This window comes from Pseudarthrobacter polychromogenes, assembly GCF_014644495.1.
Taxonomy (GTDB): domain Bacteria; phylum Actinomycetota; class Actinomycetes; order Actinomycetales; family Micrococcaceae; genus Arthrobacter; species Arthrobacter polychromogenes.
The window spans coordinates 193,373-217,046 of record NZ_BMKU01000004.1 but is presented as its reverse complement, the minus strand read 5'-3'; the positions used below and the strand labels follow the sequence as shown (position 1 = coordinate 217,046).

Sequence of the window (23,674 nt, the reverse complement as noted above, 5' to 3'; positions counted from 1 at the left end):
CGCGATCGCGCCGGCGGATTGCGGGAAGATCAGTGCTTCTGCGCTTGGCGGCGGAAAAAATCGATGGTGGCGGCGGTGGCCTGCCGTGCGGCAGCCTGGGTCCCGTCCGGCAGCTGCCACATATGGTCCGCGTCCTCAATCAGGAGAAGTTCGACGGCGGCACCGGCACTTTCCAGCGCTTCGGTCAGGCTGGCGGACTGGGCCACCGGGACGAACCGGTCCGCCGTTCCGTGGACGAGGAGGAACGGCGGCGCGTCCGGATGTACATAGGTGAGGGGGCTGGCCGCCTTGGCCTTGTCCGGGGCGTCGGCGGGCTGGGCGCCGATCAACAGCGCTTCACGGGAGCCGGGGTCATCCGCGCGGGCGACGGCGTCGGGCCGGGCCTGTTCCCCCATGCGGTTCAGATCCGTGGGCGGATACCAGGCAGCGACGGCGGCGACGTCGTCGTCGGTTGCACCGTCCGTGGCGGCACGCGCAGTCAGTCCCACCAGGCTGGCCAGGTGGCCGCCTGCCGAGTCTCCCCACGCGTAGATACGACCCGGATCCACCCCGTAATCGGCAGCATGGGCGCGCAGCCAGCGGACAGCGGCCTTGGCGTCCAGCAGCTGGGCCGGGAATGTGGCAGCATCTGTCAGGCGGTAGTCGGCGGATGCCACCACGAAGCCGGCCTCCACCAGCTGCTCGATGGGGCTCAGGCCGAAACCGTCCACGGTGGGTCCGAGCGATGACCGCTCCCCCATCCGCCAGCCGCCCCCGTGGAAGTGGATGACGGCGGGGAACCCGGATTCGCCGGCGTCGGCGCCGGTATCGCAGCCGGCATCGGAACCGGCGGGCAGGTACAGGTCCAGCAGCAACGGGGTTGCACCCCCGGGGTGGAAAAACTCGATCCCCTTCAGGACCTGCCCTGCCGTCATCGTTGACTCCATGTTGTGCCGCGCCGTTTCTATCCCCGCCGGCCGCTGCTGCGGACCGCGTCTTCACTCAACTGTGGGGCACGGCTGCTGGTGTCCGCGTGGGCGGTTTCACTGAATGAAACAGCATCACACTGCCGTGGCCGCAGCCAGTTCCCTAGCCAGGAAGTCCAGGGCCGGCTGCCCTTCCGGCAGGCCAGCGGTGTGGTTGAGATGGCCGTGGACCGCGCCCTGGGCGAGGAAGTAGGAAACCGGAACCCCTGCCCGCTCCAAAGCCGAGGCAAACAGCTCAGAGGAGCCGCGTGCGTCGTCGTATTCGCAGGCCAGCAAAGCCGTGGGCGGAAGCCCGGCGGGGTCGGCGTAGCCGGGCATCGCGTAGGACGGCGCCATGCTGACCGGGCCGCCAACGTAATTCTCCGCCGTCCGGATGCAGTCCTCCAGGGTGAACCGCAGGTGGCGCGGAAGCTCCGCCATGACCGCCTCGTCCAGTCCGCCGGCCGGGGGCGGGAGCTCGGCATGCAGGAAGGGATAGGCCAGCAGGAGCTTGGCAGGCAGGGGCTTGCCGGCGTCAATCAGATACAGCGCGGCACCCACGGCCAGGTTGCCGCCGGCACCAGCACCGCCCAGGCACAGGAGACGAGGATTCAGCCCCAGGGATTCGGAATTCTCCCGCGCCCAGAACCACCCTGCCAACGCGTCGTCGTGCGGGATGGGGAAGGACACACCGTCGCGGGCCAGCCGGTAGTCCACGGACAGCACCGGCGTGCCCTGGTCCGCCAGTACCCGTGCCAGGTAATCCGATTCGGGGATGTCCACGCTGCCGCTGACAAATCCGCCGCCGTGCAACCACACGAGGGCGGGACTGTCCGTGCCGGCCGGTTCGCCATAAATCCGGACGGCCACCGGCCCATGCCGCCCGTCGGCAGTGACGGTGCGGATGGAGACATCGGGTCCCGGGGTCCGGACCGCGTCCGGGTTGAGGAACTGCGGTCCGTCGGGACTGGCAAGGTATTCGGCGAAACCGGCGGCGATTTGTCCGGGCGTCCCGGCCGGTGCAGCCTCAGGGGAAACGGCTGTTGGTTCTGTTCGTGGTGTCATGGTGTGCCCAGTTTCCGGGAGAAGTAGCCGACGGCGGCGTCAAGGATGTGGTCCAGCTGGTCCTCCGCACCGAAGAAGCAGTGGTCGCCGCCTTTGATGGTGACCACCTGATGCTCCACTCCCGCGTCTGCGAGCGCGGCCGCAAGAAGGTCTGTCTGGAAGTGCGGCACCAGGCCGTCACTGTCGCCATGGACCAGCAGGAACGGCGGCGCGCCGGGGGCCACGTAGCTGACCGGGCTGGCGGCGGCCAGCAGGTCCGGGCTGTCGGAGCCGCCCACCAGCATCGGTCCAGGCTGCAGGGACATCCCTGCCGGAACCGCTGCCGTCAAAGCTGGCGGAAAGAGTCCGTCCGGAGTGTCCATGGGCGGGATATCCACCAGTGAGGAGACGCCATAAAAGTCGACGACGGCGCTGACGCCGCTTGGGTGCCCCTGCGCACCCAGGCCGCCGTCAAGGTCCTCCCGGTTCCCTGTCAGCCCAAGCATGGCCACGAGGTGGCCGCCGGCAGACTCACCCCAGGCTCCGAACTGGTCCGGATGGATGTTGAGGTGATCCGCGTATTCCCGCAGGTAGCGGACAGCCGCTTTGAGGTCGTGCAGCTGCGCCGGGAACGGTGCTTCCAGGCAGTGCCGGTAGTCAACCGTGGCGCAGGCGATGCCGGCCTCGTTGAGCAGCCGGAACACGGAGTTGGGGGCAAAGGTGGGCGGCAGTTCGCGGCGGTCGCCCAGTTGGAACGCACCGCCGTGCACCCACACCACCAGTGGAACGGGGCCGGCTGCCTGCCGGGGCAGCCAGATGTCCATCTTCAACGGCCGGAAGCCAATGGCCCGGGTGTACGTGACTTCCCGGTGTACCGCGGACACGTCCGAGACGTTTTCGGGAACACCCGGCGCGTCGAAGACGGGAAAGGGCGGGACGTCCGTGCCATCCGGGCGGGCAGGGGCCGGTTGTTCAGTCCGCTGTCCTGTCCCGGTGGTGCCGGTGGTGTGGTTGGCTGCATCCACGGTCATAGTGTGCTCCTTGCTTGGTGGAAGTGTGGTGTGGAGCCGCCCGCGGCGGCAACAAAGGAGTGTTTCCCCGGGCCGACGATGGCCACAGGTTCACCGGGAAGCCGGATTTCGGCCGTGGTTCCGGAAGGTACCGTGGCGCGAAGTGCCAGCACGCCGTCGTCGATCTCCCATGCCACGTCAATGCGTCCCTGCGGCCCGATGTGGGACGTCGCAGCGGAGGCCAGGCCTGCGCCGGGGCGCGGCTCGATGATGATCCGTTGATACCCCGCACTCCCGGGAGCCTGGCGGAGCCCGGCCGTGTAACGGTGCAGGAAGGAGACCACGGCGCCCTTGCTGTAGTGGTTGAGCGACTGGTGCGCGGTGCCGTCGGCGTCGAGGCCGTTCCAGAGCTCCCACATGGTGGTGGCGCCGCGGTCCACCATGGTCAGCCAGGAAGGTTCCGTGTCCTGCATCAGGAGCTCGTAGGCCAGGCCCAGCTGGCCGTTGTCCGCCAGGACGGGCAGCAGGTAGGGCGTGGCCAGGAAGCCTGTGCCCACGTGGGTGCCGGCTTCCCGGATGAGTGAAACCAGCTGGGCGGTAACGCTGGAACGGTGCTGCGGGCTGACCAGGTCAAAGGCGAGCGCCCGGACACAGTTCGCCTGGCTTGGCTGGGTTACCTGGCCAGCCGGGTCCAGGTATTCCTTTTCCCACGCCTGCCGGATGTTTTCCGAAAGGTTTGCCAGCGCCCGCGCTTCCTCCGGCCTGCCCATGACCGCAGCAGCGTGGGCCATGACCGCAGTGGTGTTCCGGTAATATGCGGTGGCCACGATGCCGTGGTCTGCGGAGCGGGCGGCGAACAGGTCCGGTTCCGCACCGTCCGGCTCCATCCATTCGCCGAAGTGGAAGCCGGTGTCCCACAGGTACTTTTCGTGCGGCGCTGGAACCGCGCCGGCAGCGGTGACTGACGGGTGCCGCTGGGTTTCCGCAGTGGTCCGGACAAAGCCAAGCCAACGGTTCATCGCGTCCCAGTTTCCAGCCAGGAGACCGGCGTCACCGGTAGCCAGGTACAGCTCCCACGGCACCATCGCGATCGCGTCGCCCCAGCCGCAGGACCCGTTCGTGAACGCCATGAACTCAGCCGAAGTGAACCCCGGCCCAGCCGACGGTGAGATGTTCGCGATGACGCCGTTTTCCCACTGGTCGGCGCGGACATCCCGGAGCCATTTCCGCGAGAAACCGGTGACGTCGTAGAGGTACGCGGCGGTGGGCACAAACAGCTGCCAGTCCCCGGTCCAGCCGGCCTTTTCGCGTTGCGGGCAGTCGGTGGGAACCTCGCAGGCGTTGTCCCGGAAGCTCCATTGGACGATGTCATGAAGCTTGTTGAGCCGCGGGTCGCTGCAGGTGAAGCTGCCTACGGGTTCCAGGTCCGTGTGGACCAAACAGGCGGTGATGTCTTCCGCCGCCAAGTCCGTGGTGAGGCCCTGGACGGACACGTACTGGAATCCGTGGGTGGTGTGGCGGGGTTCGAACACTTCCCCCGGAGCGCCCGAGGCGGTCACCACGTCAACCTGGCCGGCAGGCAGGAACTGGCCGGGGCGCTGGAAGTCGTGCGGGCGCAGGTGGTCCTGGGTAACGTCGCCTGTGGCATCAAGAGCTTCGCCGTACACGAGAGTTACCGCCTCGCCCGGCCCGCCCAGCCTGGAGAGCCGCACCCAGCCGTGGATGTTTTGGCCGAAGTCCACCACCTGGCGGCCGCTGGCCAGCCTGGTGACGGAGACCGGCGGGAATTCCTCCACGATTCGGGTGGGCGGGGCCACCGGGCCGGTCAGTGTTCCGTAGCTGCAGTTAAGGACGACGGCGGCACCGGCCTCCGCCGCGGCACTTGCGCAAGGTGCGCCGTCGTCGGCCCTGCCCTCCAGCGAGCGGAAGTCCGTCCGCTGCCCTGCCATCAGGTCAGCGCTGAGGATCTCCGTCCGGGACACCCGCCACGACCCGTCGGTGCCGATGACGGTCCTGCTGTCCCCGGACTGTATCTCCAGCTGCGCAAGGAGGGCCGTGCTGCTGCCGTACATGTCGGCGTCGCGCATGTATCCGAAGGTTCCGCGGTACCAGCCGTCGGTGAGGACGGCCCTGATGATGTTGGTGCCGGGCCGCAGCAGTGCGGTGATGTCGTAGGCCTGGACCTGGAGGGTGGTGTTGTAGCTGGTGGAGCCGGGGGTGAGCTGCTGGTCGCCCACCCGTCCGCCGTTCAGGAACAGCTCGTAGACGCCGTGGGCGGTGGCGTAGGCGCGGGCAATCTCCGGGGCCGCGTCCAGGGTAAAGGCCTTGTGGAGGGCGTAACCGGGGCGTTCTTCGGGGGCCGGAACGTCCGGTTCTTCCGGGCCGATCCATTGCGCCGTCCAGTCAGAGGCGTGCAGGAGTCCCAGCTCTACTGCCATCGGATCGGACCATGCGCTTTCGGTTTCTGAGCCGTCGGCGTCTGTGTTCCACGTCCGCACCCGCCACTCGAACCGGCTGCGGGACTGCAGCGCCGGGCCGGTGTAGGGGATCAACTGGTGCCGGGCAGAGGTGACCTTTCCCGTGTCCCAGCCGTTGTCCGCCGTGATCTGGTATGCCGTCTGCAGCACCGTGCCGGCCGGCGGGGCCCAGCACATCCGCGGTGCACTTACCGTGATTCCAAAGGCCTCTTTCAGGTGTTCAACGCGGAGCCGGGTGGGTGCAGGCCGCGCGCGGAGCGAAGTGTCGACGTCGGCGTCGCGGCTGGTGGAGGTCATTGCGGGCGGGCTCCTGAACATATGGCGGTAACTGTTACAGCTTCCTGCGCGGGCCCCTGCACCCCACAGCCGACTTTCATTGGTTGGAATAGTATTGTGGGGTAGCTCACGTACCCGCATCGCAAGGAAGCAAGGCCATGACCGTCCAGCCGGACACCGAAACCACCCCCGCCCGCGGAAAGCGGCCCAAGCAGGGCGAACCGGTGGTGGACCGCGCCCTCAGCCTGCTCGCAGTCTTCTCCGACCGCCGTCGCGCCCTGACGTTGTCCGAGATGGCCCGTTACGCCGGCATGCCCGCACCTACCGCGCTGCGGCTGATTGCCCGGCTGGTTGCCTGGGGCGCCCTGGAAAGGCTCGACGACGGCCGGTACGTTGTGGGGGTCCGGCTGTGGGAGGTCGCGTCGCTGTCGCCGCGCGGACATGGCGTGCGGGAAATCGCGCTCCCTTACCTGGAGGACCTTTTCGAGGTGACCAGGCACCACGTCCTGCTGGCCGTCCGTGACAACGAAGAGGCGGTGCTGATCGAACGGCTGTCCTCCAAGGACGCAACCGAGGTGGCGTACCGGGTGGGCGGCCGGGCTCCGCTGCGGTCCACCGCCGTCGGCCTGGTCCTGCTGGCAGGCGCTGACCAACAATTCCAGGAGGCCATCCTGCGGAAGCCGCCCGAAAACGAGCCCGGAGTTCCGGACATGCCCGAGGGCCAGGTGCGCCGCACGCTCTCCGATGTTCGGCGCACGGGGATCGCGATGATCCGCCGCAGCCTGCCCTCCCGGACCGTTTCGGTTGCCTCGCCCGTATTCGACGCCCAGGGTTCGGTGGTGGCCGCGCTGTCCATTGTGGTCCCGGACGGGTCTACTCCCCCGAACGTCCTGGCCCCGGCAGTCCGCGCCACGGCACGCGCCGTCTCGAGGAACCTGGGCCACCACGCGGAGGTCAGCCCCGACGTGCGGACCCACTCCCAGGGGTAGGATGCGCTGGCCCCGGTTGTCCGGGCTGGTCAGTCTGCGCCGCAGTAGTCCAGCCGCCGTACCAGGACTTCGCCTTCGATGGCGAAAACACCGAAGGCCCTACCCGTGAACGCCTTGGCGGTTTCAAAGGACCAGTGCCTGCCGTCGAGTTCGGTGAGCAGCACCTCCTCTGTGCTGGAGTGGGGCGCTGAGGAACGGACGAGCAGGCGGATTCTGTCGCCGCCTACGGCACCCGCGCTGAAATCCCGCCGTGGCGGGCTTGTCAGAATTGCCAACTCAAGGTCCCCATCCGGCACCTCGGCCTCCCAGGAGCGTTCGAAGCTCGCCACGACCGCGCGGGCCGTGACCCTGATGGCTTCGCCTTCCCGTGCAGCTTCAATGCCGAACCAGTTATCCTCGGCGTTGCGCACGGCGAGGCCGCCAGTGCCGGCACTGACATCGAGCACCACCCTGCATTCGATGCCGAGGTGGCGCTGCCGCTGGGCGAGGAAGCTGGGCCGGGGTGCGTCCAGCGTGTTCCCTTCGCCCCGGACAACCAGGCCGTGGGGTGTGGGGTGAGCGAATTCTGAGGGCATCCTGCGGACGGCCATCCAGGCAGGATCTTCCAGGCCTGCGCCGTTGGCGAAGTCGTACTCGATCTGTTCCGGGCCTGTGCCGGCAACGTGCGGGAGGCGGGCATGGGGCCAGCCGTCGATCCACTCCACCGTGGTCAGGAAGGTCTCCCGGCCCAGGGGTGAGAATGCCTGCGTGAGCCCTACCGGACGGACGCCCAGCAGGGTCATGCCTGTTCCGCCGTCGGGAAGTTCAAAAAGGTCCGCGTGTCCGGTGTTCTGCACCGGTGATCCTGTCCCCGCCGCAGTGAGGATCGGGTTGTTCGGTGCCGGTTCGAAGGGGCCTTCCGGCCGGCGTGAGCGGGCGACTGTGACGGCATGGCCGCGGTCGGTCCCGCCTTCAGCCGCGAGCAGGTACCACCACTCGCCGCGCCGGTGGAGGTGCGGGCCTTCGGGCGCATAGAGCCCGCTGCCGGGCCACAAGGGACGTGGCGCTTCCAGCGCTTCACCGGTGGCGAGGTCCACCCGGACCTGCTGGATCGCATCAGGGTGCCGGGCGAACGTCACATACGCGGTTCCCTCATCGTCCCAGGCGAGATCGGGGTCGATGCCGTCGACGGACGCGATGACCGTTCCGTCGCTCCAAGGCCCGGCGGGGTCGGTGGACGTGAACAGGACGCACCCGCGGCCGCCGAGGAACACAGAGACGATCAGGTAGAACACACCATCGCGGTGCCGCAGTGTTGGTGCCCAGACACCTCCCGGCGTGGGTACGTTCGCAAGCTGGACCTGGTGCTCACGCGTGGCCACGTGGCCGACAAGCCGCCAGCTTTCCAGGTCCATGCTGTGATAGATGGGAAGTGCGGGAAGGTACTCGAAGGAGGACGTGACAACGTAGTAGCCGTCCGGCGTTCTGACGATGCTCGGATCCGGGTTAAAGCCGGGAAGGATGGGGTTGGAGTACATAGGGTGGGCGTCTCCTCATCGGGAAAGCGGTGTGGCGTGGAGCCTGCCTGCCGGGATCCGGACATGCCTGGCTTCAGTACGGGGCCTTGATCACAGGATCTTTATGGTGGCCCCGTTGATGTGGACCTCGGTGAGCTGGACGCGTTCGTCCGGGGTGTTGTTCGGCCAGTGGAAGGCCAGGTAGTCTCGCCCGGTGGACGCGCGGAGAACCATGCCGTGACCTCCGTTGCTGGACCACAGGGGGTCCTCGTGCTGAATCCAGGGCCCCGTGATGGTTCCGCCCCCCGACTCGGCGATGCCCATCGCGTACCCAGCCTCACCATGGCTCGACCAAAGCATCAGCAGAGTCCCCTCGTTTGAGCGGAGCAGGAAGGGCCCGTCGGTGAACAGGGGATCTTTGGCAAGGTGCAGGCCCTTCGGAGGTTCCACCCCTTCTGGAAACCGCAGCGGCCGGGTCCAGCCCGCCGAGGAGGCGGCGAACAACAGGATCGGCTCACCAACGCCGGCGCGCAGGTCCTGTGACAGCCGGAGGGCGTACATTTCACCGTCGGCGATCCCCAGGCTGTCGGATGTCCCTTCCGTCCCGCGACTGTAGACAAGCCAGCGCGTGGAGTCATCATCGACGTAAAGGGTTCCGTCCAGGCACGATTCGTTTGCCGGTGTCACCGGCCCGTCACTCCATGGCTGGTAGGGGCCAGTGGCATGGTCCGAGACAAGGACTGCGACTCCACGGGGGCGCGCACCGGTGGAGGTAGCGAAGGTGGCGAACATAAAGAACCGTCCTTCCAGAGCATGAACCTCCGGCGCCCAGAACTGGGTATCCGCCCAAAAGCCCGGTGGTGGGCGGAACGCGGCGATGGGTTCATCCCAATGATCGAGGTCCCTACTGGTGTAGCAGTCGAAGCCAGTCGCTGGTCCGCCCCAGACGTTCTCGTCGCTGGTCCCGAACAGGACAAACTCACCTGGAACCGTCTCGAGTATGAACGGGTCGCGCATCCGGATCTCTCCGAGGCGCAGTTGTTGAATGGTCTTCGGCTGGCCGCTCCGGCCCATCAGCGGCTTCCCTGGTTGTCCAGGTTGGCGGCCACCATACGGTGATCAAAGCTGTGGGTGCCGCCCTGGACGGTGCGGGGCTCACCGTCCGGAAGTACGACGTCGGCCTCCACCCCTTCAGGTACGGTCGCCTCGAGGTGGAACGCGCCGCCGTCGAGCCTCCATTCCACGCGGATGGTTCCGTGCGGGGTCTTCAGCGAGGTCTTGGCCCAGTCGATGCCCTGCCCAGGTACGGGTGCGATGAGGACCTTGGCATGTCCCGGCGCCAACGGTTTGATACCGCCCACCGTCTTGTGCATCCAGTCCGCCACCGCGCCCAGGGCGTAGTGGTTGAAACTGGTCATCTCGCCCGGGTTGATGGTGCCGTCCGGCAGCATCGAGTCCCAGCGTTCCCAGACGGTGGTGGCGCCCATGGTCACGGGGTAGAGCCAGGACGGGCAGCCCTCCTCCAGGAGCAGGCGGTAGGCCTCATCCGCATGTCCGGTCTCGGTGAGGGCGTGGGTGATGAACGGGGTTCCGGCGAACCCCGTGGAGACGCGGTAATCGTTCTTCCGGACCAGTTCGGCGAGGCGGTCACCGGCGAAATCACGGAGTCCGCTGCCGGAAAGGATCCCGAAGGCAATCGCCAGCGCGTAGACCGTGCTGCAGTCACTGTGGATGGTGCCGTCTGCGGACACGTAGTGCTCCAGGAAGGAGGCCTGGACACGCGCGGCAAGCTGCTCGAAGTATTCGGCGTCCTGATGGTGGCCCAGCAGCCGCGCCGTTTGGGCAGTGATGGAGGCGGTACGGAACATGCAGGCGGTGGCTACGACGCCTTTGTCCGCCTTCGCGTCCCACGGCTTGTCCGGCTCGGCGTCGGGGTCCAGCCAGTCGCCGAACTGGAAACCCGTATCCCAGAGTCCGGTGTCCGAGAGCAGGCCCTCCACCCGGCGCGTGTGCGAGGCCATGGATTCGTACTGGTTCTCCAGGACGGTGGTGTCGCCGTAAGCCTCCCACAGTGCCCAGGGAACCCACACCGACGCCTCGCTCCAGAGCGCGGAGGATTCCAGCTTTGGGAACTCGGGCGGCTGCGGGCAGTACTTCAGGGCGTCCGGGACGGTGATGGGTACCAGGCCGTCGGCCGCTTTCTGCTCGGCGGCAAGGTCAAGGAGCCAGTCCTGCAGGAAGCCCTTGACGTCGTAGAGGAAGGCCGCGGTGGGCGCGAAGACAGCGATGTCGCCTGTCCAGCCGAGCCGTTCGTCCCGTTGGGGGCAGTCCGTGGGCAGGTCCAGGAAGTTGCCCCGCAGGCCCCAGACGATGTTGCGGTGCAGCTTGTTCACCAGTTCGTTGGAGCACTCGAAGGTGCCGGTGCGCTCAAGGTCCGAGTGGACCACCACTGCCTCCAGCGAATCCTCAGTGAGCGTGCCAGGCCAGCCGGAGATTTCTGCGTAGCGGAAGCCGTGGAACGTCTTGGTCGGTTCGAAGAAGTCCTCGCCGCCGGAGAGAATGAACGTGTCCGTGGCCTTGGCAGAGCGGAGCGGACGCACGCCCAGCTCGCCGTCCTCCAGCACCTCCGCATGGCGCACGGTGATGGTCTGCCCTGCCTCGCCCTGGAGGGTGAACCGGAGCCAGCCCACCAGGTTCTGGCCGAAGTCAACCAGTGTTTTGCCGCTGGGCGAGGTGAACACCTTCACAGGATTGACGACGCCGGTGCGCACCACCGGCGGGCTGGCCGGCTCAGCCAGCCGGCCGGCGTCGAACTCCAGCGCGCGCACTCCGGCCCAGGTCCCGGCGTCGAAGCCCGGTTCGGCCCAGCCGTCCTGGTTCCGGCGGGCGTCGATGGTCTGCCCGTCGTAGAGGTCGTTGAAGGTGGTTGCGGAGGGACCGGACTGCCAGGTGGTATCCGAGCCCACGGACTGGATGTGCCCGTCCTCGAACTCGATGTCCAGCTGCCCGAAGAAGCCCAGCTCGCTGCCGTAGAGGTTGGACATGCCGTGCCAGGCCAGGCGTCCGCGGTACCAGCCGTTGCCCAGGGACACCCCGATCACCGTGGTGGGCCCCAGCAGGGCCGTGACGTCATAGCTGCGGTAGCGGACCCGCCACTCGTAGGAGCTCCAACCTGGGCTCAGGACGTCCTCGCCCACCGGCGCTCCATTGATGAACGCCTCATAGACGCCAAAGGCGGTGGCACGCAGCGTGGCTCGGACAACACCGCCGTGTCCCTCCGCAAGCTGGAATTCCTTTCGCAGGAGTGGGGCGCCGTCGAAGTCCTGCTCGGGCGAGATCATGGCAGCGAGCCAAGGGGTGGGTGTCATGGAAGGAGCGGTCCGTTCTGATGTTGGCGAAAAGTTGTCTAGGCGTAGTGGCAGGCGACGGCGGATCCGCCCACCGTGCGGAGGGCTGGGCGTTCGGTGGCGCAAAGGTCCGTGGCCAGCGGGCAGCGGAGCCGGAAGGGGCAGCCGCCGGGCGCTGGCACGGCGGCCGCTCCCGTGCGGACACCGAGCGACTCCCGGGCTTCCCGGCGCGCAGCCTGCTCGGCAGGGCGCGGCACGGGTGACGCTGCCACGAGCGCCTGCGTGAAGGGGTGTCTGGGGTTCTCGGTGACGGCGGCCGCGGGCCCGCTTTCCATGACCTGCCCCCGGTAGAGGACCACCACGCGCTGGGCCAGGAACTGGACCACGGCGATGTCGTGGGCGATGAAGAGGTAGCCCAGGCCCCGCTCGTCGCGCAGGTCGGCCAGGAGGTTCAGCACCTGCGCCTGGGTGGAGAGGTCCAGGGCGCTGACGGCTTCATCGCAGACCACGAGTTTGGGGTCGCAGATCAGGGCGCGTGCCACGGAAATGCGCTGCCGCTGGCCGCCGGAGAACTGGCTGGGGTACCGGTCCACGGCGTCCCTCGGGAGCCCCACGCGTTCCAGCATGTCCTCCGCGCGCTGCCGGGCGTCGGCAGCGCCCACGCCGCGGAGCCGGAGCGGCTCTGCCAGCGAAGAGCCCACCGTGTTCCGCGGATTCAGCGAGGAGTTGGGGTCCTGGAAGACGGCCCGCAGTTCGCTGCCCAGGGCCCTGCGCTGGGATACGCCGGCGGACGTGATGTCCTTGCCCTCATAGGTGATGGTCCCGCCTGAGACCTTCTGAAGTCCCAGGATGGCCTTGCCGATGGTGGATTTGCCCGAACCGGATTCCCCCACCAGGCCCACGGTTTCCCCGGGCGCGATGCTGAAGTTGACGCGGTCGACGGCGGCGGGGGCCGCGGCTGCCTTGCGTCCGCGGCCGTAGCGGACCACCAGGTCCTTGACGTCCAGCAGCGGCTGGGCGGCAGCCGGCCGCTGCGCGTCAGGGCGGACTGAGGTTGTGGTGCTCATGCGTGGTCCTTTTCTACAGTCCGGCGTTCCAGTCCGGCAGGTGCTTTGGCGGGTCCGGCCGGGGCGGTTCCGGCTTCAACCAGGTTCAGGACGTGGTGGCTGGGCACGTCGGTGGCCACCCAGTCCAGGCCCTCGACGGCGAGTTCGTCCGCCTTGACGCAGCGCACCAGTCCGTCCCCGGTTCCGGAGGGAAGCAGCGGGACGGGCACCATGCAGGCAGAGCCGGCGAACTGGCAGCGGGCGGCGAACCGGCAGGTGCTTGGCCAGTCCTTGGGCTGGGGAACCTGGCCGCTGATGGTTGCCAGTCGCTCGGGCATGTCCGCAGCATGGTTGGCATGCGGGTCCGCCGCCAGCAGGGCCAGGGTGTAGGGGTGCCGCGGGTTGTCCAGGATGCTGTCCGTCCGGCCGTTCTCCACCACCTCGCCGGCGTACATCACGGCCACCTGGTCGCAGAGGTCGGCCACGACGCCAAGGTCGTGGGTGACCATCACCACGGACATCCCGGTGTCCTTCACCAGGCCGCGCAGCAACGAGAGGATTTCGGCCTGCACCGTGACATCCAGCGCTGTGGTGGGTTCATCCGCCACGAGCAGCCGGGGCCGCCCGGAGAGTGCCAGGGCAATGGCCACGCGCTGGGCCATGCCGCCGCTGATCTGGTGCGGGTAGGTTTTGAGGATGCGGGCGGCGTCCACGATGCCCACCTTCTCCAGCAGGCCCAGGGCTTCGGCCTTCGCCTCGGCCCTGCCCATTCCGCGGAGGCGCCGGATGGCCGCGGTGAGCTGGTAGCCCACGGTGAACATCGGGTCCAGGGCACGCATGGGTTCCTGCGAGATCAGGGCGACTTCGCGGCCCCGGACGCCTTCCATGTCCTTGTCTGTTGCCGCGGCCAGGTTCCTGCCGTTCCAGAGGATCTGGCCGCCGGTCACGGAAACGCCGGAGGGCAGAAGCCCCAGGAGGGACAGCGCGGTCATGGTCTTTCCGCAGCCTGACTCCCCCACGAGGCCCAGCACGGTGCCGGGTTCGACGTCGAAGGAGACGTCGGTGACCAGGCGGACGCCGTGGCCTGCACCGTCAGAGTCCACGCCGACCGAGAGGTTGCAGACGCTGAGCGTGTTCTTGGCTGAATCGTTGGGGGCGGGGGCTGCTGCAGCGATTGCGGCCACCGCTTTTGCCCGGCGGCGCCGTGCCGCGGCCGAAGGCAGGTGCGACGCAGTTGCGTTAGGTGCCTTGCCGAGGGCGTTGCCGATCGCGTTGGCGGACAGGACGGTGAGCGCCAGCACAGCACCGGTGGGAACCATCAGCCATGGAGCGTTATAGACGTTCTGGGATGCGCCCTGGATCATGCCGCCCCAGCTCGGTTCGGGAATGGGCGGACCAAAACCGATGAACGCCAGCCCGGCCTGGATGAGCATGCCGACGGCGAAGATCAGGGCGCTTTGCACCACGATGGTGTTCGCCAGGCCGGGCAGGACATGCCGAAGGCTGATGCCCAGGGTGCTGACGCCGTCCACCTTGGCTGCGTCCACGTAGAGCTGGGACTGCAGGGACTTGGCCTGGCCCAGCATCACCCGGTACATGCCTGCGGAGATCAGCACGCCGAGGATGGCCATGATCAGCGGAATGTTGGTTCCCACTGCTCCGATGACGGCAAGGATGATCACGGTGCCGGGCAGGGACATCATGACTTCTGTGACGCGGCTGATCACCGTTTCCACGCGGTCACCGGCGGCTGCCGCCAGCATGGCCAGGGTGGTGCCAAGTCCGACGGCGACCATCACCGTGATCATGGACGTCCCCAACGTGCCGGCGGCGGACGCGAAGATGCGGCTCAGGATGTCCCGGCCAAGTTCGTCGGTGCCGAGCCAGTGCGCGGCGGTGGGTCCGGACAGGACAGCGGTGAAGTCCTGGTCCTCGGTCTTGTAGGGCAGCCAGAGCGGCGCGGTCAGCGAGGCGGCCACCAGTACGGCCAGCCAGATGACCCCGGCAACGCTTGCCGGTGAGGCGAACAGCTTGCTGCCGGAGAATTTCTTCACCGCGCTTTGGCGGAGTGCCTTGGGAAGGACGGCAGCCGCCGTCGGCTCCGCTGAGTCTGCCGGTGCGGGGGCAACGTTGGGAATCATGAGGCACGCAACTTCGGGTCGAGGAACTTGGTGGCGAGTTCCAGCACCAGGTTCACGGCGACCACCACCACGGTGGCGATCACCACCACGCCCTGCACGGACGGGGCGTCATGGGTGCTGACGGAGTTCTGGACGGCTTGGCCCAGTCCGGGCATGGCGAACAGCTGCTCGGCGATGACGGAGCCGCCGAACAGCTGGATGAACTGCAGCGCGATGCCGGCCACGATGGGCAGGCTGGCGTAGCGCAGGGCGTGGACGTACAGGATCTTCCAGGTGGGCGTGGCCGTGGCGCGGAGGGTCCGGATGTGTTCCTGCTGCAGCGCCTCGAGCATGGAGGCCCTGGTCTGGCGGGCGATGAATGCTGCCCCGCCCACGGCCAGCGTGATCACGGGCAGGGCCAGGGACAGCGCCCAGTCCTGCGGCGAGGCCTCGAACGGAACATAGCCGGTGGCCGGGAAAACGGAGGACTGGACCGCCAGGAGGTAGACAAAAATGATGCCGATCCAGAAGGCCGGGAGCGCCACCGCCATGCCGCAGACACCGCCGATGACGCGGTCCGCCATGCCGCCGCGGACGGCGGCGGTGACGCCCAGTCCAATCCCAAGGACAGCACTGAGCAGCGTGGCTCCGGCAGCAAGCGATGCTGTGACAGGGAGTCTGCTCGCAAGGTCCGCACTGACCGACCGTCCGTCAATGAGGGAGATTCCGAAGTCGCCCTGGACGGCGGCGCCGAGCCACGTGAAGAACTGGGCCAGGAGCGGATCGTTCCAGCCGAGGCGCTGGTTGACTTCAGCGATCGCTTCCTGGCTGGCCCCGGCACCGAGGGATACGGCTCCGGGACTGCCGGGCATTGCGTGCACCAGCAGAAATGCCAGTACCGCAACTACCAGCACGGTGGCCAGCGCCATCAACAGGCGCTTGGTGATGAATAGTGCCATGGTGACCTCCATCGGTCAGGCCCCCGCCGGGCGGACTCTTTATGCGAGCCCGCCCGGCCGGAGCGGGAATTAGCTGGCCGGCGTGTAGGACGAGAGGAGCGGGTAGGCGTTGGTCCCGGCGAACTCCACCGGGGCCACCTTCTTGGTGTTGTAGCCCTGGTTGGTCAGTGCCTCATACAGCGGGATCATCCAGCCCGATTCCACCAGCCGCGTGTTCAGCTTGGTGGCTGCTGCCTTGACGGCGGCGTCGTCCTTGGCGGCGGCCAGCTCGCCCGTAGCGGCGCTGAGCTGCTCGTCGGTGGCCTTCTGGACGTTGGTGAAGCCGTTGAGGACTGCTCCGTACATGACGCCAACGGGGTTGTCCCAGTTCAGCGGCGCGTAGCCCAGCGGGGTTGTGGCGACGGCGGCGAAGGCTTCGTCAGTGGAGGAGGCCATCTTCACGTTCATGGTGATTCCGACGGCGGCGAGGTCCTTCTGGACGGCCTGCAGGTCCGTCTGGGTCTGGGCGCTGGCGATGATTGTGAAGTCGAAGCCGTCCGGGTAGCCGGCCTCGGCCAGCAGGCTCTTGGCCTTTTCCGGGTTGTAGGCGAACGTGGTTTCGAGGTCATTGGTGAAGCCGGCGGAGTCCTTGGGCAGGGCGTTCCAGGCGGGGATGTCACCCTTGTGCAGGGCATCCACGAGGGCCTGGCGGTTGATTGCGTACTGAATCGCCTGGCGGACCTTCTCCTCAGCGAACGCCGGGGCGGTCTTGCCGATCTTGTCAAAGGAGATCATGGTGTTGACCGTGCCGCCGATCTGGGACACACCTACGCCCTTGGACTTTGCGAAGTCAACGGTGTTTGAGGTCAGCATTGCCACATCCGCCTGGCCGGACACCAAAGCGTTTGCCCGGGCCTGGGGATCCTGGACCACGCTGAAGATGACCTTGTCGAAGGCGTACTTGGACGCTTCCGGGTTGTCCTCCTTCTTCACCAGGACGTACTTGTTGCCCTTCACGGTGGAGGGATCCAGCGTGTAGGGGCCGGAGCCTGCCGGGGTCGCGGCGAGGCTGGCGGAGTCGGTGACGCCGTTCTTGCCCACGATCATGCCGGTGGTGGATGCCAGGTTCTTCTCGAATCCCGGCTGGGGCTTGGCGAAGGTCAGGGCGACTTGGGTGGGGCTGACCACGTCAACGGAGGTGATTTCCTGGGCGCCGCCCTTGGCTACTGCCGAGTACGCGCTCAATGCGGGGTCCGACCGGCGGTCCAGGTTCGCTTTGACCAGCCCGGCGTCGAGCTTTGAGCCGTCCGTGAAGGTCACATCGTCCTTGAGGGTGAGCGTCAGGACGGTGTTGTCTGCGTTGTAGCTGAACTCCTTGGCCAGGCCCGGACCTGCGGAACCGTCCGGCTGCAAAGCCATCAGGCTTTCGTAGAGGCCCTCAAAGAACTGCCGCTGGGCAGCCGAGACGCGCAGCGGGTCGAAGCCGAACGAGGCCGAGTCGCTGTCGACAGCGAGGGTCAGGGTGCGGGTGTCCACTGTGGCAGTGGCCTGGCTGGATCCGCCGCCGCAGGCGGTCAACGATCCCAGCAGGAGCGCGCCAGCCAGAACGGCGGAGCTCGCACGGGCAGTGGAGTTCAGGAGTTTCATGTAGTGCGCCTTTGCATTCTGATGTGACATCGGAGAAGAACGGTGTGGGGGGCTGGCTGCTCGCCGGCTCTCCACAAGCATCGGCCGGGCGCACTGGGCACTCACATGAGAATGTCATTGATTGAAAAGGTATTGTGGTCCCGGTCACGCGACGGGAAAGGATTGGAAGCCAGGGCAGAGCGGCCCCGTGCGCTGTTCGTCGGCGCAGACCCGAAAGGAACCATATGACCACGGCATCACCATTCCCGCAGGACTTCCTCTGGGGCGTCGCCAGCGCCGGCCACCAGGTGGAAGGGAACAACGTCAACAGCGACACTTGGTTCCTGGAGCACCTCCCCGGCAGCATGTTCTCCGAACCGTCCGGAGACGCAGTGGACCACTACCACCGCTACCGCGAGGACATTGCCCTGATCGCCAGCCTCGGTTTCACCACCTACCGCTTCTCCATCGAGTGGGCACGCATCGAGCCGGAAGAAGGGCTGTTCTCCACGGCCGAGCTCGACCACTACCGCCGCATGCTCGAGGCCTGCCACGAGCACGGCCTCACCCCCGTGGTCACGTTCCACCACTTCACGTCCCCGCGCTGGCTCCTGGCCCTCGGTGGGTGGGAAGGCGCCCGGACGGCGGAGCTCTTTGCCCGCTACTGCGACCGCGTGATGGCGCATCTGGGGGACCTCATCGGCGTCGCCTGCACCCTGAATGAACCCAACCTCCCCTGGCTCCTGGAGTCCTTCGGCATCGGCGGCGAAGCCCCGGAAAACCGCGGCTCCGTGCCGGTGTGGGCCGCAGCAGCCCAGCGCCTCGGCGTGGACGCCAGCACCGTTGCACCCTTCCAGTTCTGCTCCACAGAGGCCGGATTCGACGTGAAGCTGGCGGCACACCGGGCCGCCACTGCTGCCATCAAGGCCCACCGCCCCGACCTCCTGGTGGGCTGGACGCTCGCGAACTCTGACATCCAGTCCATCGAGGGCGGCCAGGAAATCGCTGACCGCGTGCGCCGCAACGTCAACGAGCGTTTCCTGGAGGCCTCCCGCGGCGACGACTTCGTGGGGATCCAGACCTACGGCCGCACTGTCTACGGCCCGGATGGCCACGCGCCGGCACCGGACGGCGCGGCAACCAACCAGATGGGTGAAGAAATCTACCCGCAGGCCCTCGAGGCCACTATCCGGGAAGCCCACCGCGTTGCCGGCATCCCGGTGATTGTCACCGAAAACGGCCTGGCCACCGAGGATGACAGGCAGCGGGTCGAATACCTGCGCGTCGCCGTCGACCGCGTGACATCCTGCCTGGCGGACGGCATCGACGTCCGCGGCTACATTGCGTGGACGGCCTTCGACAACTACGAATGGGTATTCGGCTACGGACCCAAGTTCGGCCTCATCGCCGTGGACCGGGAAACCCAGGACCGGACCCCCAAGGAAAGCGCACGCTGGCTGGGCAGCCAGGCACAGGTGCATACAGACCAGGAACACACCGGCCTGGACCACCCAGCCCAGGCACCTGCTTCCGGGGCCGGCAGGGCACCCCAACCGGCCTAACCGCCGTCGCGCACTTCCGTCCCCAGCACCTGTACATCCCGAAAGGCTTTCTTCCATGCCCGGACCACTGGACGGCATTACCGTCGTCGACCTCACCCGCGCCTTGGCCGGTCCCCACGCCACCATGATGATGGCTGACCTGGGCGCCCGCGTCATTAAGGTCGAATCCCCCGACGGCGGCGATGACACCCGGGGCTGGGGGCCACCTTTTGTGGGGGATGCGGATGAGCGCCAGTCCACGTATTTCCTGTCCTGCAACCGGAACAAGGAATCCATCACCGTCGATTTAAAGAGCGACGACGGCGCGGAGACTTTGCGCCGTCTGATCCGGAACGCTGATGTGCTGGTGGAGAACTTCCGGCCCGGAGCCCTGGACCGCCTCGGCTTCCGTCCGGAAGCGGTGGAGGAGCTCAATCCCCGCACGGTCATCCTTTCCATTTCCGGATTTGGCCACGACGGGCCCGAAGGCGGACGGGCCGGCTACGACCAGATCGCGCAGGGGGAAAGCGGCCTGATGTCCCTCACCGGATCCGGGCCTGACGATCCGCAGCGGGTGGGGGTTCCAATTGGTGACTTGCTGGCCGGGATGTACGGAGCGTACGGGGTGCTGGCGGCCTTGCTTGAGCGGGAGCACACCGGCCGGGGGCAGGTGGTGCGCACCTCGTTGCTCGCGTCCCTCGTTGGAGTCCACGCGTTCCAGGGCACCCGCTGGACTGTGGCCGGCGAGACCGGTGCGGCGCAGGGAAACCATCACCCGTCCATCGCCCCGTACGGCCTGTTCCGGTGTGCGGACGGGGCCGTGCAGATCGCCGTCGGTTCGGAGGGTCTGTGGTCACGGTTCGCAGCGTTCGCCGGGTTGGATCCTGAGGACCAGGCATTTGCGTCGAATGCGGCCCGCGTGGGCAACCACGCCCGGCTCGTTGCTGCGATCGAAGCACACTTTGCAGCCCATAAGGCCGAAGACCTGCTCACTGCCATGAAGGCGGCCGGCATACCGGCGGGGAAAGTCCGGACCATCGACGAAGTGTACGCATGGGACCAGACCAGGTCCCAAGGGCTGGCGGTTGGGGTCGAACATCCAACCCTCGGACCCATCGAGCTCCCCGGCCCGCCCCTGCGGTTCTTCGATCACGCGGGCGTTGAAACCACCAAGCGGGATCATGAGGCTCCGCCGCTGCTGGGCCAGCACCGGGCATCCGTCATGCAGTGGCTGGGCCAGACGGTGACTGTATGACCCAGCAGGCTACGCCGGGCCGCATCAGCCCTGAAGAACTCATTGCCCTGGCCCTCGACCCCGGGAGCTTCCGTACCTGGGATCGGCCACTCCCCCGGCTGGCCATCGAAGAGGGCTACGCCGAGGAACTGGCCGCCGCGAAAGCCAAGTCCGGGCGCGATGAATCGATCATCACCGGCGAAGGAAGCATCGAGGGCCGGCGGGTGGCCGTCATCCTCAGCGAGTTCACCTTCCTGGGCGGCTCCATAGGCGTTAGCGCAGCAACCCGGATAACCGAGGCGATTGAAAAGGCAACACACCTGGGTCTACCGCTGCTGGCCTCCCCTGTATCGGGCGGAACCAGGATGCAGGAAGGGACGGCAGCCTTTGTCCAGATGGCCCGGATCACCGCCGCGGTCAACGCGCACAAGCGGGCCCGCCTCCCGTACCTGGTCTACCTTCGGCACCCCACCACAGGCGGGGTGTTCGCGTCCTGGGGATCGCTGGGACACGTCACTGCTGCCCAACCGCAGGCGATGATCGGGTTCCTGGGACCGAAAGTGTACAAAGCGCTCTTTGGCAAGGAATTCCCGGCCGGGGTCCAGCAATCCGAGAACCTTCACCGCCACGGGAAAATCGATGCGGTCACCCACCCCCGCCACCTGCGAAAATTCATCATTGGCATCCTCACCGTACTCAATGCCAATCCCGATGAGTTGCGGACAGGGAACCACCCGGACTCTGCGCCAGCTGTTGATGATGCGGACACCGGGGCCAGGGAAACCCAATCATGGCCTGCCGTCACGGCCTCGCGGCTCCCGCTGCGCCCCGGCCTGCGCGACTTCCTTCGCGTGGCCGCGGGGGACCTGGTCCCCTTAGGCGGAACCGCCGGAGAAAGCCCCAAAACCCTTGCGATCGCTTTGGCAACCATCGGGGGCCGGGGAACAGTCGTCGTCGGGCTCGACCGCAAAGGGGCCGACGGCGGAGCCACCTTTGGCCCCGCAGAGCTGCGGGAGGCCCGGCGCGGGATGGACCTGGCTGAGGCTCTGGGGCTGCCGCTGCTCACCGTCATCGACACCCCGGGCGCAGAACTGTCAAAAGAAGCGGAAGAGGGCGGCCTCGGACAGGAAATCGCCCTCACTCTGGCAAAGCTGCTCGATCTGCGTGTCCCCACCATGACGCTGCTCCTGGGCCAAGGGGCAGGTGGCGGAGCCCTGGCCCTGTTTCCCACAGACCGAATCGTCGCCTTCAGCAACAGCTGGCTCGCACCGCTGCTACCCGAAGGGGCCAGTGCCATTGTCCACGGAAACACCCGCCATGCGGGAGCCATGGCCCAGCAGCAAAGAGTAAGTGCTTCGGCTATGTTCCAGGACGGCTTGCTCGACGAAGTACTGGAAGAGCCCGACAGCTTCCAGGCACGGTCCGCTAATATTTTCCTGGCCAAGGCAGCGTCAGCGGTGGATCAGCACTTGCGGGACATCGCGACCACCGACCTCGACGTCCTCATCAAGGACCGTTCCCGCCGCTACGTCCCGGGAAGGCCCTAAAGCGACAACCATGACAGACGCCAAACCGCCTTCGGGAGCCGTCCGCGGCACCACGGTCAGCGTGGAAGGAACACCGGTCCACCGATTCCTGGGAATCCCCTACGCCGAGCCGCCGTCAGGCTCCCGGCGCTTCCGCCCGCCAGCCCCGGCCGCGCGCCGGCAAGAGGTGCGTGACTGCACAACGCAGGGCCCCGCAGCGCCGCAGAACCCCGAGTCCCACGCGCCGCCGGGCACGGAACCACGGACATGGAGCGAGCATGACTGCCTCAACCTGAACATCTGGACGCCCGCTGTGGAGGACGCCGCCAGGCCGGTCATGGTGTGGGTTCACGGCGGCGCCTACCTCTCCGGCTCCAACAGTGACGCCATGTACGACGGCGGCGGCCTCGCCGCTGCTTCCGGCACCGTAGTGGTGACGGTCAATTACCGGCTGGGCGCCCTGGGCTTCCTGCATCTGGGGGACGTGCTGGGCAGCGGCTATGAGGACTCCTCCCACCTTGGTCTTCTGGACCTGGTGGAAGCGCTGCGCTGGATCCAGGGCAACATTGGGGCTTTCGGCGGCGACCCTGGCAACGTCACGCTGTTTGGGGAGTCGGCAGGGGCGGCCGCTGTCGGCACCCTCCTGGGCATGCCGTCGTCGTCCGGCCTTTTCAGGCGGGCCATCATGCAAAGCGGTACCGCGGAACGCTACCGCAGCCAGCTGGAGTCCACCCGCATCTGTGAGGAGTTCCTGGCGCTGTGCGGCCTGGACAGGGCCCGAGCCCGGGAGGTCCTTACCCTGCCCGTTGAGCGGATCCTCACAGCGCAGGAAGAACTGGTGCGGCGCGCTGGGGAAGCGACCTTCGCAGTTCCGTTGCCTTTCCAGCCCACAGTCGGGACACCGTCGCTTCCGCTGCCGCCCCTGGACGCGGTGCGCGGCGGGCTCAACACCGGGGTGGACCTGCTGCTCGGAACGAACCTGAACGAGGGCTCATTCGCCGTCGAGATGCGTCCTGGCACTGCAGCGGACCCGGACTACCCGGACCGTGCCGCAGCCGTGCTGTCCGGCGCCGGGGTCCCGCGGGCGGCTGCCTCCGGCTATGCGGAGGCGCTCACCCGGCTGTTGGGCAGGGAACCGGCAGGCAAGGAACTCCTGGAGGCCGCCATTGCCGACTCCGTCTACCGGCAGCCCAGCAACAGGCTCCTCGACGCGCGGAGTGGAGCCGCAGGAAGGACATTCTCCTACCTTTTCACCTGGCGCAGCCCTGCCATGGGCGGAAAGCTGGGGGCCTGCCACGCGCTGGAGATCCCGTTCGTGTTCCGGCACGCGGACAGCCCACAGGCAGCCTTCCTCACTCGCGGTAAGGCGCCAACGTCAATCAGCAACGCCATGAGCGGCGCGTGGGCGGCTTTCGCGCAGGCCGGAACTCCACGAATGCCCGGGCTGGAGTGGCCGGAGTATGGACCGCAGCGGGCCACGATGATCCTGGACGAGACGCCCCGTGTGGACGCCGACCCCCGCCGGGAGCTGCGGGAGTTCTTTGACGCCGTCAGGCTGCGGCCAGCGAGTTGAGCGTGTCCCGGATTCCGTTCAGTGCCGGGTCACGGAGCGACATGAAGGCCGGCTTCAGGAGCGGCTGGATGATCTTGGCGGGTCCTTTGATGCTGAATTCGGCCGTGTACTTCACCACCGAGCCGGCGCCATTGGGGCTGACGTCGATGGAATCGAAAGAGGTGACGGTTTTGTTCTCGCCGCGCAGCTTGATGTGGTTGTCCGTCAGCTCGATGACCTCGTAGACCAGGCTTTGCCGCTTACCCCGGAACTCGGCTTCGGCGTGGTATTTGTGTCCCACGGCCACCGGCCCCGGCGTGACTTTATCCATGACAGGAGTGTTGGGATCCCACTTGGGGGTGTTCTCGAACTGACTCAAAAAGGCAAAGGCCTTCTCGGCGGACAATGTGGTTTCCACGCTTCCAGCGACTGTGATCATCACCCCAGTGTAGGAACAGGCCGCCCGCAAACACAGCCCCCGGCTATGGACACGGCGGCCGCAAACCTC

At 67.2% G+C, this 23,674-nt stretch carries 17 protein-coding genes; 5 read left to right on the top strand and 12 right to left on the bottom strand.

Annotated elements, in window-relative coordinates; translation table 11 throughout:
* Positions 1 to 29: 29 nt before the first annotated feature.
* From IEX43_RS08550 to IEX43_RS08535, 4 genes are all read right to left on the bottom strand, one after another.
* Positions 30 to 914, bottom strand: coding sequence for an alpha/beta hydrolase (locus tag IEX43_RS08550; RefSeq protein WP_188810132.1), 885 nt, complete (start codon positions 912 to 914; stop codon positions 30 to 32).
* 126 nt (positions 915 to 1,040) lie between these two features.
* Positions 1,041 to 2,009, bottom strand: coding sequence for an alpha/beta hydrolase (locus IEX43_RS08545; protein WP_188810130.1), 969 nt, complete (start codon positions 2,007 to 2,009; stop codon positions 1,041 to 1,043).
* Positions 2,006 to 3,019 carry an alpha/beta hydrolase gene (locus tag IEX43_RS08540; protein ID WP_188810127.1) on the bottom strand — a complete coding sequence of 338 codons (1,014 nt, stop codon included), beginning with the start codon at positions 3,017 to 3,019 and terminating at the stop codon, positions 2,006 to 2,008. The genes IEX43_RS08545 and IEX43_RS08540 overlap by 4 nt, the downstream gene beginning before the upstream one ends.
* The gene (locus tag IEX43_RS08535) at positions 3,016 to 5,772 is read right to left on the bottom strand and encodes an alpha-L-rhamnosidase (protein ID WP_188810125.1); all 2,757 of its coding nucleotides are present in this window, start codon (positions 5,770 to 5,772) and stop codon (positions 3,016 to 3,018) included. The genes IEX43_RS08540 and IEX43_RS08535 overlap by 4 nt, the downstream gene beginning before the upstream one ends.
* Before the next feature lie 137 nt (positions 5,773 to 5,909).
* Between IEX43_RS08535 and IEX43_RS08530 the strand changes: the two genes are divergently transcribed.
* On the top strand, positions 5,910 to 6,740 hold the full coding sequence (locus tag IEX43_RS08530; protein ID WP_188810123.1) for an IclR family transcriptional regulator: 831 nt from the start codon (positions 5,910 to 5,912) through the stop codon (positions 6,738 to 6,740).
* Positions 6,741 to 6,769: 29 nt separating this feature from the next.
* Here the strand turns inward: IEX43_RS08530 and IEX43_RS08525 are convergent, their stop codons facing one another.
* The 7 genes from IEX43_RS08525 to IEX43_RS08495 form a co-directional block, all read right to left on the bottom strand.
* Positions 6,770 to 8,257, bottom strand: coding sequence for a glycoside hydrolase family 43 protein (locus tag IEX43_RS08525; protein ID WP_188810121.1), 1,488 nt, complete (start codon positions 8,255 to 8,257; stop codon positions 6,770 to 6,772).
* A 90-nt stretch (positions 8,258 to 8,347) separates the two neighbouring features.
* Positions 8,348 to 9,310: a glycoside hydrolase family 43 protein gene (locus IEX43_RS08520; protein ID WP_229666370.1), complete on the bottom strand. Its 963-nt coding sequence runs from the start codon at positions 9,308 to 9,310 to the stop codon at positions 8,348 to 8,350.
* Positions 9,310 to 11,604, bottom strand: coding sequence for a glycoside hydrolase family 78 protein (locus IEX43_RS08515; RefSeq protein ID WP_188810119.1), 2,295 nt, complete (start codon positions 11,602 to 11,604; stop codon positions 9,310 to 9,312). The genes IEX43_RS08520 and IEX43_RS08515 overlap by 1 nt, the downstream gene beginning before the upstream one ends.
* Before the next feature lie 38 nt (positions 11,605 to 11,642).
* Entirely contained in the window at positions 11,643 to 12,650 is a 1,008-nt protein-coding gene (locus tag IEX43_RS08510; RefSeq protein ID WP_188810111.1) for an oligopeptide/dipeptide ABC transporter ATP-binding protein, read from the bottom strand.
* Positions 12,647 to 14,770, bottom strand: a complete 2,124-nt coding sequence (locus IEX43_RS08505; RefSeq protein ID WP_229666369.1) for a dipeptide/oligopeptide/nickel ABC transporter permease/ATP-binding protein — start codon at positions 14,768 to 14,770, stop codon at positions 12,647 to 12,649. Before IEX43_RS08505 ends, IEX43_RS08510 begins: the two co-directional genes overlap by 4 nt.
* On the bottom strand, positions 14,767 to 15,720 hold the full coding sequence (locus IEX43_RS08500) for an ABC transporter permease (protein WP_104185625.1): 954 nt from the start codon (positions 15,718 to 15,720) through the stop codon (positions 14,767 to 14,769). Before IEX43_RS08500 ends, IEX43_RS08505 begins: the two co-directional genes overlap by 4 nt.
* Positions 15,721 to 15,777: 57 nt before the next feature.
* Complete coding sequence (locus IEX43_RS08495) at positions 15,778 to 17,334, bottom strand: ABC transporter substrate-binding protein (protein ID WP_188810109.1); 1,557 nt, start codon at positions 17,332 to 17,334, stop codon at positions 15,778 to 15,780.
* A gap of 224 nt (positions 17,335 to 17,558) precedes the next feature.
* On the opposite strand from IEX43_RS08495, the gene IEX43_RS08490 reads away from it, so the two are divergent.
* From IEX43_RS08490 to IEX43_RS08475, 4 genes are read left to right on the top strand one after another with little or no spacing between them, the layout of a single operon-like run.
* Complete coding sequence (locus IEX43_RS08490; protein WP_229666367.1) at positions 17,559 to 18,875, top strand: glycoside hydrolase family 1 protein; 1,317 nt, start codon at positions 17,559 to 17,561, stop codon at positions 18,873 to 18,875.
* Positions 18,876 to 18,930: 55 nt separating this feature from the next.
* Positions 18,931 to 20,109 carry a CaiB/BaiF CoA transferase family protein gene (locus tag IEX43_RS08485; protein WP_188810107.1) on the top strand — a complete coding sequence of 393 codons (1,179 nt, stop codon included), beginning with the start codon at positions 18,931 to 18,933 and terminating at the stop codon, positions 20,107 to 20,109.
* Complete coding sequence (locus IEX43_RS08480; RefSeq protein ID WP_188810105.1) at positions 20,106 to 21,635, top strand: carboxyl transferase domain-containing protein; 1,530 nt, start codon at positions 20,106 to 20,108, stop codon at positions 21,633 to 21,635. The genes IEX43_RS08485 and IEX43_RS08480 overlap by 4 nt, the downstream gene beginning before the upstream one ends.
* A 10-nt stretch (positions 21,636 to 21,645) precedes the next feature.
* Entirely contained in the window at positions 21,646 to 23,187 is a 1,542-nt protein-coding gene (locus IEX43_RS08475; protein ID WP_188810103.1) for a carboxylesterase/lipase family protein, read from the top strand.
* On the opposite strand, the gene IEX43_RS08470 is transcribed toward IEX43_RS08475, so the two are convergent.
* Positions 23,165 to 23,605, bottom strand: a complete 441-nt coding sequence (locus IEX43_RS08470; protein WP_104185628.1) for an SRPBCC family protein — start codon at positions 23,603 to 23,605, stop codon at positions 23,165 to 23,167. The two genes, IEX43_RS08475 and IEX43_RS08470, sit on opposite strands and share 23 nt — an antisense overlap.
* Positions 23,606 to 23,674: the final 69 nt, after the last annotated feature.

Bases quoted from the DNA above. Each gene is read 5' to 3' on its own strand.
- IEX43_RS08515 (WP_188810119.1), bottom strand. From the start codon at position 11,604: ATGACACCCACCCCTTGGCTCGCTGCCATGATCTCGCCCGAGCAGGAC.
- IEX43_RS08540 (WP_188810127.1), bottom strand. From the start codon at position 3,019: ATGACCGTGGATGCAGCCAACCACACCACCGGCACCACCGGGACAGGA.
- IEX43_RS08470 (WP_104185628.1), bottom strand. From the start codon at position 23,605: ATGATCACAGTCGCTGGAAGCGTGGAAACCACATTGTCCGCCGAGAAG.
- IEX43_RS08490 (WP_229666367.1), top strand. From the start codon at position 17,559: ATGACCACGGCATCACCATTCCCGCAGGACTTCCTCTGGGGCGTCGCC.
- IEX43_RS08520 (WP_229666370.1), bottom strand. From the start codon at position 9,310: ATGGGCCGGAGCGGCCAGCCGAAGACCATTCAACAACTGCGCCTCGGA.
- IEX43_RS08495 (WP_188810109.1), bottom strand. From the start codon at position 17,334: ATGAAACTCCTGAACTCCACTGCCCGTGCGAGCTCCGCCGTTCTGGCT.
- IEX43_RS08475 (WP_188810103.1), top strand. From the start codon at position 21,646: ATGACAGACGCCAAACCGCCTTCGGGAGCCGTCCGCGGCACCACGGTC.
- IEX43_RS08505 (WP_229666369.1), bottom strand. From the start codon at position 14,770: ATGATTCCCAACGTTGCCCCCGCACCGGCAGACTCAGCGGAGCCGACG.
- IEX43_RS08525 (WP_188810121.1), bottom strand. From the start codon at position 8,257: ATGTACTCCAACCCCATCCTTCCCGGCTTTAACCCGGATCCGAGCATC.
- IEX43_RS08545 (WP_188810130.1), bottom strand. From the start codon at position 2,009: ATGACACCACGAACAGAACCAACAGCCGTTTCCCCTGAGGCTGCACCG.
- IEX43_RS08530 (WP_188810123.1), top strand. From the start codon at position 5,910: ATGACCGTCCAGCCGGACACCGAAACCACCCCCGCCCGCGGAAAGCGG.
- IEX43_RS08480 (WP_188810105.1), top strand. From the start codon at position 20,106: ATGACCCAGCAGGCTACGCCGGGCCGCATCAGCCCTGAAGAACTCATT.
- IEX43_RS08510 (WP_188810111.1), bottom strand. From the start codon at position 12,650: ATGAGCACCACAACCTCAGTCCGCCCTGACGCGCAGCGGCCGGCTGCC.
- IEX43_RS08550 (WP_188810132.1), bottom strand. From the start codon at position 914: ATGACGGCAGGGCAGGTCCTGAAGGGGATCGAGTTTTTCCACCCCGGG.
- IEX43_RS08500 (WP_104185625.1), bottom strand. From the start codon at position 15,720: ATGGAGGTCACCATGGCACTATTCATCACCAAGCGCCTGTTGATGGCG.
- IEX43_RS08485 (WP_188810107.1), top strand. From the start codon at position 18,931: ATGCCCGGACCACTGGACGGCATTACCGTCGTCGACCTCACCCGCGCC.
- IEX43_RS08535 (WP_188810125.1), bottom strand. From the start codon at position 5,772: ATGACCTCCACCAGCCGCGACGCCGACGTCGACACTTCGCTCCGCGCG.